General features: G+C 68.5%; 10 protein-coding genes and 3 pseudogenes. 6 read left to right on the forward strand and 7 right to left on the reverse strand.

The features are described 5' to 3' along the window. Positions 1-101: 101 nt before the first annotated feature. Both AB0927_RS22315 and AB0927_RS22320 read right to left on the reverse strand, forming a co-directional pair. Positions 102-554, reverse strand: a complete 453-nt coding sequence (locus AB0927_RS22315; protein ID WP_366669423.1) for a DUF1330 domain-containing protein — start codon at positions 552-554, stop codon at positions 102-104. A gap of 927 nt (positions 555-1,481) precedes the next feature. After that, positions 1,482-2,015: pseudogene (locus AB0927_RS22320) on the reverse strand (helix-turn-helix domain-containing protein); the annotation flags it as partial. A 134-nt stretch (positions 2,016-2,149) separates the two neighbouring features. Between AB0927_RS22320 and AB0927_RS22325 the strand changes: the two are divergent. Together AB0927_RS22325 and AB0927_RS22330 are read left to right on the forward strand one after the other, a co-directional pair. Beyond that, on the forward strand, positions 2,150-3,160 hold the full coding sequence (locus tag AB0927_RS22325) for a hypothetical protein (RefSeq protein ID WP_366669516.1): 1,011 nt from the start codon (positions 2,150-2,152) through the stop codon (positions 3,158-3,160). Positions 3,161-3,577: 417 nt separating this feature from the next. Then, positions 3,578-3,802, forward strand: a complete 225-nt coding sequence (locus tag AB0927_RS22330) for a hypothetical protein (RefSeq protein ID WP_366669424.1) — start codon at positions 3,578-3,580, stop codon at positions 3,800-3,802. Positions 3,803-4,180: 378 nt separating this feature from the next. On the opposite strand, the gene AB0927_RS22335 is transcribed toward AB0927_RS22330, so the two are convergent. From AB0927_RS22335 to AB0927_RS22350, 4 genes are read right to left on the reverse strand one after another with little or no spacing between them, the layout of a single operon-like run. Further along, complete coding sequence (locus AB0927_RS22335; RefSeq protein WP_366669425.1) at positions 4,181-6,478, reverse strand: FtsX-like permease family protein; 2,298 nt, start codon at positions 6,476-6,478, stop codon at positions 4,181-4,183. Further along, the gene (locus AB0927_RS22340) at positions 6,475-7,173 is read right to left on the reverse strand and encodes an ABC transporter ATP-binding protein (protein ID WP_366669426.1); all 699 of its coding nucleotides are present in this window, start codon (positions 7,171-7,173) and stop codon (positions 6,475-6,477) included. The genes AB0927_RS22335 and AB0927_RS22340 overlap by 4 nt, the downstream gene beginning before the upstream one ends. Then, positions 7,170-7,694 (reverse strand): PadR family transcriptional regulator, encoded by a 525-nt coding sequence (locus AB0927_RS22345; protein WP_366669427.1) that lies wholly within the window; start codon positions 7,692-7,694, stop codon positions 7,170-7,172. The genes AB0927_RS22340 and AB0927_RS22345 overlap by 4 nt, the downstream gene beginning before the upstream one ends. 32 nt (positions 7,695-7,726) lie before the next feature. Continuing rightward, complete coding sequence (locus AB0927_RS22350) at positions 7,727-8,023, reverse strand: hypothetical protein (RefSeq protein ID WP_366669428.1); 297 nt, start codon at positions 8,021-8,023, stop codon at positions 7,727-7,729. Positions 8,024-8,261: 238 nt separating this feature from the next. Here AB0927_RS22350 and AB0927_RS22355 point away from each other — a divergent pair, with 238 nt between their 5' ends. Together AB0927_RS22355 and AB0927_RS22360 are read left to right on the forward strand one after the other, a co-directional pair. Then, complete coding sequence (locus AB0927_RS22355; protein ID WP_366669429.1) at positions 8,262-8,747, forward strand: hypothetical protein; 486 nt, start codon at positions 8,262-8,264, stop codon at positions 8,745-8,747. A gap of 151 nt (positions 8,748-8,898) precedes the next feature. Beyond that, entirely contained in the window at positions 8,899-9,729 is an 831-nt protein-coding gene (locus AB0927_RS22360) for a DUF2625 family protein (RefSeq protein ID WP_366669430.1), read from the forward strand. Between the two features lie 25 nt (positions 9,730-9,754). Here AB0927_RS22360 and AB0927_RS22365 read toward each other — a convergent pair. Further along, a pseudogene (locus tag AB0927_RS22365) lies at positions 9,755-10,397 on the reverse strand (transposase). Positions 10,398-10,593: 196 nt separating this feature from the next. On the opposite strand from AB0927_RS22365, the pseudogene AB0927_RS22370 reads away from it, so the two are divergent. Both AB0927_RS22370 and AB0927_RS22375 read left to right on the forward strand, forming a co-directional pair. After that, positions 10,594-11,377, forward strand: a pseudogene (locus tag AB0927_RS22370) (IS5 family transposase); the annotation flags it as partial. Positions 11,378-11,966: 589 nt separating this feature from the next. Next, positions 11,967-12,311, forward strand: coding sequence for a recombinase family protein (locus AB0927_RS22375; RefSeq protein ID WP_366669431.1), 345 nt, complete (start codon positions 11,967-11,969; stop codon positions 12,309-12,311).

The following is a 12,311-nucleotide window of genomic DNA, read 5'->3' on the forward strand; positions in this document are numbered from 1 at the left end:
TGGTCGGCCGAGCCGCGGAGAACCCTCTGCGGCATCTCGCGCCGCTGTTCGGTGTCTCTTGAAGGAGCGCACCAGTTACGGCACACGCCACTGGTGCCGGGTCAGATCTTGGGAGTTCCCGGGGCGCCTGCCAGTACTCCCTGGCGCATCGCGGCCGCCGCGGCTGTGGCGTCGTAGCCCGGAGGGTTGCCCTCCACGACGATCAGTTCGCCGTCGACATGGCGGCGTCGCAGCTGAATGATCTTTTGGTACTCCACCGAGTTGTACCAGCCGTGGGCATGGTCCGCGTCGGGGAATCCCAGGATGACGGCGTAGCCGTCCCACACGCCTTCGAGGGTCTGCACCTCCTTGCCGTGGGAGAGGATGTGGCCTCCGAAGGGCGTCATCGTCGGTAACAGCCGTTCCATGTACTCGGCTAAGTCCTCTTGGGGCTGTTCGGGGAACGTCAGCCGGGCGATGACATAGGCGTTCAGGTCGCCTCCTACCGCGCCTGGTGAGGCCTTGCGCGGCCGTGCACCCGACGGATTACCTGATGTGTTGTCCTGGGTCGTCATGACGTCAATTTCCGCCCATCTCTTGTATCGGTGCCGCTCATGTTGCGGCAGGGTGCAGGTGTAGTGGGGTCCGAGTCGGTCGGTAAGGGGGTCGGCCGGGGCGCCCCGTTCTTCGTCTGTCTCCACCTCCCAGCGGGCCGGTGCGGCGCCGGCGCCCGGGTGGGTGCCGTGGCGGAGGGCAACACGCTGACTCTCGCCACAATCCGCGTCGAGGTGCCCGGAGTTGGGGAAGACGCGCTCGTCGTGGTCAGCGGAGGGGACGCCCAGGACCACCAGGTGGGCCCACGAAGTTGACCCTGGCGAACTACTCACTCATCTCCGCGCAGGTGCCCCGTGATTCCTCGGGCTCGTCCAGGATGAGGATCTTGCGGCTCTGCGCGGCAGACTCCCGTCGAGTGGCCCGTCCACGAGGGCCTGGATACGGAGGCTCCAGATGAGCCGCAGGTGGTTCATGCCGGTGTAAGGGTCGTCGTTACTGGTGACCAGCAAGGTCTCGCCCCCGTCGGGCAGGTCCACCTTGACCGGTGGCTTCTCCCGTAGCTCGGCGTCTTCGCCGGGCTCGGCTATCAGGCACTGGCGGGCCATAAGCCAGGCATGAGTCGCCATGATCGCACGTCCTTGGATCGCGTGGCCGTTCTGTGGCAGTCGACCGTACAAGTCTGCCGTGACATGCCGCTGACAAGTAACTGACGTGTCCCTGTGCCGAATTCGTCCACCGTAGGGTGGGCTGCGGGCCGCGTGGTAGGTCTCGTCACTGAGCGTTTACCCGCGGATCGATTGACGGCGGGGTGATCAGGGCGACGGAGAGTTCCTGCGCCGCGAGACTGATCACGGCGGTCCTGAGCCGCGGCCTGGTCGAGCTCCGGACACGGTCCGACGGCGCGGCCTCCCAGAACTGGGCCGCGTTTTAGGCGCGGTGAACCTGGGTCAGCTGAAAGTGCGGCGGTAGGTGTGAGGGCTGACACCGGTGGTGCGTTTGAAGCGGTCGCGGAAGGCGGTGGGCGAGCCGTAGCCGACCTGGGTGGCGATTCGCTCGACGGGGTGGCATGTGCTCTCCAGGAGGTGTTGGGCTTGGCGGATGCGGGCCCGGTGGAGCCACTGGAGCGGAGTGGTGCCGGTCTGCTCCCGGAAGCGGCGTATCAGGGTCCGGGTGCTGACTCCGGCGTGGGCGGCGATGTCGGCAAGGGCGAGGTCGCGGCCGAGGTTGTCCTGCAGCCAGATGAGGAGGGGTTCGAGGGTGGAGCCCCGAGGGGCGGGCGGGTGGTCGTGGACGATGAACTGCGCTTGCCCGCCTTCGCGTTCGAGGGGTGTGACGGACAGGCGGGCCGCGTCGGCGGCGACAGCTGAGCCGTAGTCGCGGCGGATCATGTGCAGGCACAGGTCCAGGCCCGCGGCGGCGCCGACTGAGGTGAGGATCTGCCCGTTGTCGACGTACAGGACGTCTGGGTCGACCTCGATATCAGCCCCCGCCTCTCCCGGAGCCGAAGCCGCGGACCACCAGCACCGGGACTCCCGCAGCAGCAAGCAGCCCGGTCAGCGGTTGGCACAAGGTATTCTCCGCCGCGACTTCGACGGCAGGAGGGGACGGCTTGGCGGTGTTCGGGTGTGCCGGCTGCGGTGCGGTACTGACGGCGGCGGTGTCGAAGGTGGCACTGCCGATCCATCTGAGCGACACCTATTGGGAGACGCTTCACCCACCGCTCCTGGAGGCGGGGACCTACGCCATTGACCCCGAGCCGTACGGGCCGCCCTGGCGGCTGTGGGAGGAGGTCGAAGCACAGGCGGCAGCAGCACGGGGAATCTTCGCTCCGCTCAGCGCACTTTCCGATGGGCCGCCGGACACCGTCCTGCTCGCGCCCGGCGACATGCGCGGCACCGGGCTGATCCCGGAGCGGACCGAAGGCTACTGCATGGGAATCAACGGGAGCGGCGGACCGAACCTCGCCTGCCTGGGCTGCGGGCTACCGGTCGGATCACGGATCGACGACTGCGGGCAGTGGCAGGTGGTACGACTCCTCCCGCAGGCGGTCGTACGGCTGCCCGGCCCACCGGAGCGGCCTGTCATGGACTGGGCAGACCTGCCTGCCGACGGCGCGCTGTGGCACGGACTGAGCGAGTACCGGGACATCCCGGCGGGCGTGGCCCTCGCCCACGTGGTGATGGCCGCCGAGGGCGGGCCGGTCAAGGCGGCCCCCGGTCCCGTCGCCGGGCTCCTCGGCCGGGCACTCGCCGCACTGCTGCCCTCCGGAGAGGGCGCGAAGCGGCTGGACCTTGCGGGGCCCGGGGTCGGCGAGCCGGCCGCCGAGCTGCTGCTGGTACCGGTCCACCCGCAGACCGCAGAGATATGGCAGCCGAGAGGCGAAGCGGTGGCCGTGCCCGTCGAGGCCGCGCTCTGGGCCGAGCTGGCCTTCCCGCCCCACCGGACCCGGCTGCCGACGGTCGGCGGCCTGCCGGCGGGCGTGGAGCGCGACGATCCGCTGCCGCCGCACCCGCGCATGCCGTTTCGGCCGTCCGACGATGCGTTCCGGCACACGCTGGCACGGATGCCCACCGTCCAGGAACCATGGCGGCGGGCGGTCCCGGCTGATCTTCCGGCCACGCAGTAACGACGGTCGGCATGACGGACGCAAGAACCTCAGATAGGCGACCAGCGGCTTGTCGGTGGCCGGGCTCGTAACAGGGCAGCGCGGCGACAGAGATCACTCCTGTAGACCCTGTACGAGCACGACCCGCCTACTCCCCCAGACACCGACGCCATGGCGTGAACGCGCCGACCAGCGAGCGCACTCCGTAGCATCACGGGTGAGCCCCGCAGCGGCCCTGCACCGCACGCCGCTCATTGACCAGGAGACTCCTATGTTCTCGATGGTGGCGCCCCCTTGTCGGCGTCGATCCAGTGCTCGACGGCGGTGCCGCACGCAGCCGGTTCGATACGCCGTACGTGTCGGCATGGGTAGCTCCGTACGGGGGAGCCGGCACATCCTCGCCGCCGACCGGTCGTTGCCTCGGTCATGTAGAAGATCATGACTCTGGCAGCGCTGCCGCTCGCCGCTCTGGCCCTGTCCGCCCCGGCCGCACACGCCTACGACGACTCGAACGCCGGCTCCAGCGTGAGCGCCGCGAACACCTGGCCCATCACTGCGGCTGTGGTGTGCTTCCAGGAACTGGCCGTCATCCCCGTCGGCGGCGCCACCCTCGCAGACGCCGTCAGCCACTGTGTGAACGGCAACGTCCCCAACCCCTCCTGAAACCCACAGCACGACGATCACCTCACCGTCCGCATCCAAGCGGCCGGCCTGAACGCCAGGTCGCTTGGATGCCAAGTGACAGCCGGCAAGGCCTCTGCCCAGGTACGGATGCTTCCTCGCGAAGGCGTCGGGCACCGCCGGTGTCGGCGTCACTACCTGGCGGAACCCGGCGGAGCCCTGTGCGGTGAGCGGTGGCAACCAGGGCGATGACGACGTCATGGGCACCGGGGTGCGGGCAAGGAAACTATCCGCACGTGCGTATCCCAGCTGATGGCAGCGGGCAAGTCGCGCTGCTCAAGCACGAGTTCGCGATCCAGCGGGCCCGAACGAGGGCTCGGACCGGCCGTGGTCAGCCGGTCGGAGCCCTCGCCGCAGCTGCTACTCGTTACGTGCCGCTTCGGGTCCCGTGATGCGCCTGAGCAGCGGCATCGTGGACGCGATGACCGCCAGCGACGCGGCAAGCCCGGCAAACACGATCGCGTAGTACTGGATCCCCGGCGCCTGGATCGAGTATCTGAACTGTGCCTGTACGAACAACTGGGCGGCCAGGAAGCCCATCCCGATCGCCACCACGGCGACCACCAGGAGCGGGACCGCGCTCTCCAGAAGCACCACCCGTCGCAGCACCCCGAGCGGTGTGCCGGTCAGCCGCAGCAGGCTGAAGGGGCGCTTGCGGTCGCGCAGGCCCCCGGCCACGCTCACCGCCAGGCTGCAGCCGGCGATGGGGAAACTGACCAGGATGACCACGTTGGCCAGTTGCTGGTATCCGGCGAGCTGTGCGCCGCTTTCCGCATGAATCTCGCGGACGGTCGACGGAACGTCACGGTCGGCATACGTGTTCGCAAGGATGGTGCGCGCCCGTTCGATCGCCGACTTCGACCCGTCGGTGGCCACGACGATCTCCTGGACCGGGAGGCGTGCGAGACGCGCGGCGGAGATGTCGGCGGCGGGCCATGCCGCGGGCCAGCGCATCCAGTGGTACGTGGCGAAGCTGCCGTAGTCATGGGCGACCGACGCCGCGTGGGACCCGGGGGCGCATGCGCTGTGGGCCGGCATCCTCGCGAGCTCCGTGCACGAGGCCAGGCCCGCGATCGGGGGTGCCGCGGAGCCCTGGGGGCCGTGAAAGGCCGGGTCCGTGGTGCCGAGCGGGTTCGTGTGGATCATCAGCACGCCCTTGACGCCCGGTACGGAGTCCAGGTCGCCGACCGCGGCCTTCGAGAGCGGGGGCACACTGCCGATCTCCCGTCCAGTACTGCTGTCGTAGCCCCGGATGTAGTTGGCGTCCAAGGCGCCTGCGACCGCCCGGCTCGCCTGCGGGATGCTGCGCTCGGCGTTCAGCGAACCGATGATCCCGACGGCCGCGCTGGTGACGCACAGGGCGAGGACCAGCCCGCTGACCGCGCGGAAGCCGGCCTTCGGGTCGTCCGCGAGCCGTCGGCCCGCGACGAGCAGCGCGGGCCGGCTGGTCTGCCGGGCCAGGAGGCGGGCTCCGGCCATGGTCAGCCAGGGGCCGGCGATGACGAGTCCGGTCAGGACCAGCAGGATTCCCGGGACGAAGACCCAGATCTGGCCGTTGGTGCTCCTCGGCACCCGGCCGATGGTGTACGAGAGTTCGGCGATGCCGACGACCAGTGGGATCACCCGGTAGACCCGTGGCGGGCGTGGCGTGACGCGCCGGTTGACGCCCAGCGGGGAGACCTGCACGCGACGCAGGGCGAGCCGGGCCGCGACGGCGGCCCCGACTGGGACGGCGACGGACACGAGCAGGATGCCGCCGGTCCCGAGCGTGAGGTCGCTGGCGAAGAAGGGCGTCCGCGTGAGGTTGACCAAGGCCAACTGCGGACGGAACAGGTAGAAGAGGCCGAAGCCGACGGCCGTGCCGACGATCGCGGCGACCGTCGATTCGACGGTCGCGAGCAGCGAGATCTGCCGCGGTGTGGCGCCCACCAGGCGCATCGCTGCGAAGCGCTGCTCGCGGCGGGCGGCTGCCAGCCGGGTGGCCGTGCCGATGAGGATGAGCACGGGGAAGATCAGGGCGGTGCCCGCGACGGAGAGGATCAGCTTGATGCCCCCGCTGTCGATGCCCGCCCTGACCGTACAGTTCGTGCCGTTGCAACTGCTGGGGGGCGCGGTGGTGATCGTGGTGACCTGGACGGCGTCGCGCTGCTTCGCGAGCTGGTCGGGGCGGTGGCCGATGACGACGATCAGGGAGTCGGGGCCCGGAAGCGCCTCGTTGCCGACCGTGCCGACTCGGTGGCCGGGATAGCGGTCGGCGAGTTCGGTGGCCGGGGTGGAGCGGAGGAGCTTGTCCAGGGCCGGTGAGGCGTAGAACTCGCCCGGTCCGGGAAGGCGTGAAAGTCCTGGTGGGACCGGGGAGTTCGGGCCGGTGGCGGCGACGTCGACACGGCCGATGGTTTTGCCGTCGAAGTGGTCCGCCCTGAGCAGCCACCACAGCGGGTCGGTGTCTGCCTTCGCCGCGGACCGGCTCGTCGCGCTTTTGCCCGAGCCGGTGTTGAGCCAGGCGTTCCGGCTGTTCTGGGTGGCGGTGGCGTTGAGGGCCGCCAGGATGCTCAGGAGTAATCCGACGCCGAGGGCGACGGCGGCCACGATGACGGCGAGGCGGGCGCCGGCCTCCCTGCCTCCGCTCAGGGTCAGGCGCAGACCGAGGCGGATCATGAGCCCAGCCGTTCGACGAAGAGCGGCGTGACCTTGCCGTCGCGCACGATGACCTCGCGGTGCGCGTAGGCGGCCACCCGTGGCTCGTGGGTGACGAGGACGACGGTGGTGCCCTCCTCCCGTGCGGAGGCGACCAGCAGGTCCATCACGTGCTCGCCGGTGAGCGAGTCGAGCGCCCCGGTCGGCTCGTCGGCGAACAGCACCTGGGGCCGGGAGACCAGGGCGCGAGCCAGGGCGACGCGCTGTGCCTGTCCGCCGGACAGTTCGCCGGATCGGCGCCCCTCCAGGCCGTCCAGGCCGAGCCGTCCGAACCACGACCGGGCCTCGGTCAGCGCGCTCGCCCGGCGGGACTTGGCGAGCAGCAGTGGCAGGGCCACGTTCTCCTCGGCGGTCAGCTCGGGGACGAGCTGACCGAACTGGAAGACGAAGCCGAAGTGATCCCGGCGCAGCGCGCTGCGTTCGGGCTCGCCCTGTGTGTCGACGCGGCGGCCGTCGAACCAGATCTCGCCGGAGTCGGGGACGAGGATCCCGGCCAGGCAGTGCAGCAGCGTGGACTTGCCGGAGCCGCTCGGGCCGGTGACGGCGAGTATCTCGCCGGCGCGGACCGAGAGGTTCGCGCCCTGTAGCGCGGGCGTCTGCCCGAACGACAGGACAGCATCCCGTGCTTGTACGAGGAATCCGTCGTCCGCACTCATGAGCGCACCTCCGCCGTCAGAGCGGCGAGCCGGGCCACCGTCTGGTCCATCCACCGCAGGTCGGCTTCCAGGTGGAACAGGCCGTGATCGGCCAGCAGCGAGTCGATCGTGCTGCCGGTCCGGCGCAGTACGGTCAACTCCCTCATCCGCTCCATGTGGGCGGCGCGCTGGATGTCGAGGTACACACGAGGGTCGCGCTCCAGCAGCACCGCCAGTACGACCTTGGTGAACAGCACCGTCTGCAGGTGCGGTTCACCCTCGACCGGCTCGGTCAGCCAGTTCTCGACCTGCGTGACCCCGAGCTCGGTGATCACGTAGCGCTTGCGGTCCGGCCCCGCCCCGGGCCCGGTCTCGCCGACCTCGACCTTCCCGTCACGAGCGAGGCGCCCCAGGGTCGAGTAGACCTGCCCGGCGGGCAGCGGTTTACCCCGGCCGAAAAAGGTGTCGTAGTCGCGCTTGAGGTCGTAGCCGTGGCTCGACTCCCGTTCAAGGAGTCCGAGGAGTGCCAGAGGAACGGTCATACCCCAGTATCTACACTCAGTACCTAGTTGAGTCAACGGACGGCTTGACCCGATGGCAGGCCGGGGGTGCGCGAAAACAGCGACGGCGTGCTGCTGGCCGACGGGCCGAGGACGGACTTGAGTTGGACAACCAGCGCGCGCGGCTCGTCGCCCGCGATGGATCCCGCCTCGAACTCGATCACTACCAGGAGGCTCTCATCCACAAGCCCGGCACCTGCCCGGCGCCACCGCCCCTCGGCCAGGCCCCTTGGTGGGAAGCCACCGTCAAAGCCCATGGCGAACGCGACGGAACCCGCGCCCTGACCGAAGTCCTCCTGCTCAGCCGACACCTGCCCTACGAACACTTCGTCACCGGCCGCGCCGCAGCCCTGAAGATCGGTGCTCTCACCGCTGATGCCGTCGCTCTGGAAGCCCGCAAGGCAGCCGATGCCCTCCGTGGCCCACTACGACGCCGGGTTCCCTCGCGACAAGTGGCTCCAACTATCTGGAGGCGGCTGAGGGCGCGGTCGCCCCGCTTCGGAGTTAATCTGCTGTGCTGTTGGAGGGGTGCTTCCATATGATCGCGTCATGAATGCCGATGCCCCTCTCACCCGAGAGTCGTTCCGGCGCCTCCACCCGATCAGCAAGCCACGGCCGGTGTCACAGTTGCCGGATCGTGTCTGGACCGACGAGGACTGGGACCGGATCCAGCGCGGATATCGAGCCCGGGACATGGATGAGAAGTGGAACGTCTTCGTTGAAGGCGATGTCCTTTTCATGCACCGGAGTTGGACCGGTCGCGGCATCTATGAGGTGTCCTTTGCCCCCGCGGCTGGTCCTGGGAGGAAGATCGCCTCTGCTGTGGTCGAGGCCGATGAGGAGCGCTATCGGAGCGGGGGCGACGAGTACGACTGCTTGATGATGGAGCTGATCATCAGCGCGATCATCCTTGGCGAGCCCGCCGCCGAACTCCGCGCTGGCCTCGTCGAGTTGACTGCCAAGGCTTCGGGAAAGAAGGATCTTCCCTCGGGTGTGGTGGAGCACAGTGCCCTGGGATTGCGCTCCGGATCGTAAGTTCTACTCGCCGTGTGCGACGACAAGTCGCTGTTCGAGTTCTTGGACGCACTCGCGGTGACTGGTGCGCTCACGACGAAGGTTTTCAGCAAGGGAACGGATGACCGCACCGTCGTCCACTGAGGGCGCCTGAGGAGCAAGGCGGCCCTCGGTGGGCATAGAGGAAGTCCGGGCTGACACCCGCCCTGCGAGCGACGGCGCGGAACAGGCGACCCGGTGGGCCGGGCCTTCGGTACCAGTGCGACGATGCGGAAAGCGCGAGGTCAATGAGCTGCTCAACGTCGATGATCCGGCCTGGCCGCTCCTCCTTCAGGAGCTGTCCGGCACTGACGTACCAGTCGAGGTGTTGCCCGGCGATGCCGAGATGGGCCGCGCGTCCCTGCTGCAGCTCCAGGTCTCTGCCCGGTCCAACCTGGGCGCGATCGTACTGAATTGCGGCGGTCTGCTCGTGGACAGCGGATGGTTGCGCATTTTCGGAAGCCCGCACGGCACCGACCCCGAGGGGCTGCCGGGCCTGGCCGAGATCAACGCAATGCCCTCGACCTTCGATCCGGACTGGCGGCCGCCGGCGGGCCTCGTGGTCGCGCACGATGTGCTGGGTGGGGTGTTCGCCCTCAACGGGGGCAACCCCCGCGCGGCCGGTCGGCCCGGTGAGCCGGGCGAGATCGTCTACTTCGCCCCCGACGTCCTGGGCTGGGAGGCGCTGGGGGCTGGGCACTCGGCATGGCTGTCCTGGATTCTTGCCGGAGGGCTGCAGGAGTTCTACGGGGGCCTGCGGTGGGACGGCTGGCGCACTGAGGTCTCCGTGCTGAACGGCCAGCACAGGCTGTCGTTGTTTCCGCCGTTGTGGTCGGCCGAGGCCCGTGAGAATCTGCCGGGAACCAGCCGCCGTGCACTACCCATGGCGGAACTCCTGGGTTTGAGCCGCGACTCGTGCCTGCAGTTCGACGGCACCGACCCGGGGTTCCTCGGAGCCGCATGAACGGACTGACCCCGCCCAGACGCCGTTAGCAGATGAGCGCGGCGGCGATGCCGGCAAAGGCGAGAATGTGCTCGGCCTTGCGCTCAGTGCAGGCAGCACCCGGCATTCCAGGCGACCGTCTGCTCCATGGTCCAGCGATAACGGCCCATGTGCCGGGAGGACTCGATGCCGATGCACGATGCCACGCACGAGGGGTCGGAGACCCTGGCTGTCGGGGGTATTCGCGGCGGAGACCCCGATCGAGAGGAGCAGAACCGATTGCTCGGTGACCAAGTAGATCTTTGAGCCCCTCTTGCCGCGATCTACACGGTCCGGAGCTGTCAGAGCCCCCCTTTCAGAGCCCACATGTTCACCGAGTCGATGGCACACCGGGGCCAGTCCAACTCCCCGCGCGCCGAGTTCGTCCAGGACCAGGCGGTGGAGTTTGCCCCGCGGGCCCAGGTCCGTTCGGTGAAGCGGCGGTGCGCGGTCAGCCCGGATGGGCCGAAGCCCGACGGCAGTTGCCGCCAGGTACAGCCGGTCGTGGCCAGGAACAGGATCGTCGCCAGCACTTCGCGATCGCCGTAGCAGCGTCTTCCGCCGCCCTGCGAGCGCACCGAAGCAGCCGGAACCACCCGCTGGAACAACTCCCACAGCCCGTCCAGCACCAGACTCCCCACCATCGCCATCACGGCCGCCAGCCCAGTGACCAAGCGAGTTGAGACGATCCGTCCGTAAGGGGAACCCTGAAGGAACAATCGTGGCCTTGCCTGGTGGGATGGCCTGCGCTGACGGCGGTCTGACGCTTCTCATTTACTGATCGTTTCAGAATGAGATCGGTGTGTCGGTTCGCGTTTGGCAGTGGTCGTCGGCAGGCTCTGTGCGGTGTCTGCTGATCTTGTGTCGGATGAGCTGTGGTCGCGCATAGCCCCGTTGCTACCGCCAAGGCCGGCACGCAGGCATCGTCATCCGGGGCGGCTGCGAGTGCCTGACCGGGTAGCGCTGGCCAGCATCATCTACGTGCTGCGCAACGGTGTGGCCTGGCGTGATGGCCCCGCTCAGGTGGTGGGCTGCTCCGGTGTCACCAGCTGGCGTCGGCTGCGTGACTGGACCGAAGCAGGCGTCTGGCACCGGCCCTGCACCGCACGCTACTGGCCGAACTGCGCGGCGCTGACCTGCTGGACATGAACGACTGCGCGATCGACGGCTCCCATGTCCGGGCCCTCAAAGGGGGGACCACGTCGGGCCATCGCCCGTCGACCGCGGCCGTCCCGGGGCCAAGCACCATGTGATCGTCGACCGACACGGCACCCCGCTCGCTATCTCGGTCACTGCTGGCGACCGGCACGACGTCACCCAGCTCATACCGCTGCTGGACGCCATCCCGCCGATACGGGGACTGCGCGGGCGCCCCCGCAACAGACCGAAGCGGCTGTTCGCCGACCGTGGGTACGACTACGACAAATACCGCTGCCTGCTGTGGAAGCGCGGCATCAAACCCCTCATCGCCCGCCGAGGCATCGCCCACGGTTCCGGCCTCGGCAAAACCCGCTGGGTCGTCGAGCGCACCTTCGCCTGGCTCCACCAGTTCAAACGACTCCGCACCCGCTACGAACGCCGAGCCGACCTCCACCAGGCCCTTCTGGAACTCGCATGCTGCATCATCTGTCTCCGTCGCATGCCCAAAACAGGTGCCTCCTACGACCGTAGCTTCCCACGTGAGACGTCAAAGCAGACCAGCCCCATGGACGCCGCGACCTGCGCCGCGAACCCCGAAACCTCCTCGGCCATGTTCCACCGCACACCGAAGTAGATCAACGGGCCCGTCTCGTTACCGACCAAGCCGTCCTCCCATACCGGGTGGTCATCGACTTCCCCAGTGGGGTTGGGCCACCGCTCCAGCAATGCCCCCACATACGCCGCTATGAGCTCGGTCGGAGGCTCGCCTGGGCAGTGGATCTCGTGCGGGTCGCCGCTCCAGACGAAGCGCCTGTAGAGCTCCTTATAGGTCTGACCCGCAGCGATGTCGTCTGGCGGGCGTTCGCCCTCCCAGACGGCCAGACAGCAGGCAGCATAGTTCGGCGTGTCCTCATTCATGGCGGAACAGTGCCACACGACTCTCCAGGGCCTGATGCGCCCAGATGAGACATGCGCGGGTTCGCACGAGAGGTCGAAGCGGACCGAACTCATTCTGAAATGATCAGTTAAGCTATCTGGTGATCTGTACGGTGAGCGGAGACTTACCGTACGCTCCAGGCGTGAGTGAACGCGTCAGCTACTCGGGATGCGGTCCGGGCAAACAGGACCATACCTCTCAGCGTGAGATTCTCCTCAACTTGGACGTCCCGGCGGACCGGATCTACCTGGAACACCGACTCACCGGAACCAACCGCGACCGGCCCAGCCTGGCTCAGACCCTCGCGGCCGTGCGTGCCGGTGACACCCTCGTCGTCCCGACGCTCGGCCGCCTCGCGCGGTCGGTACCTGACGTCCGCGACATCGGCGACTCGCTCAACGCCCGGGAAGTCACGCTCTCGCTCGTCTGCCGTGTCCTCGAACACCACCCAAATGCAGCGGCGCCTTCGAACTCTGGCGGGCAGTGA

The sequence above is a fragment of the Streptomyces sp. NPDC048106 genome (genome assembly GCF_040706415.1).
Lineage (GTDB): Bacteria > Actinomycetota > Actinomycetes > Streptomycetales > Streptomycetaceae > Streptomyces.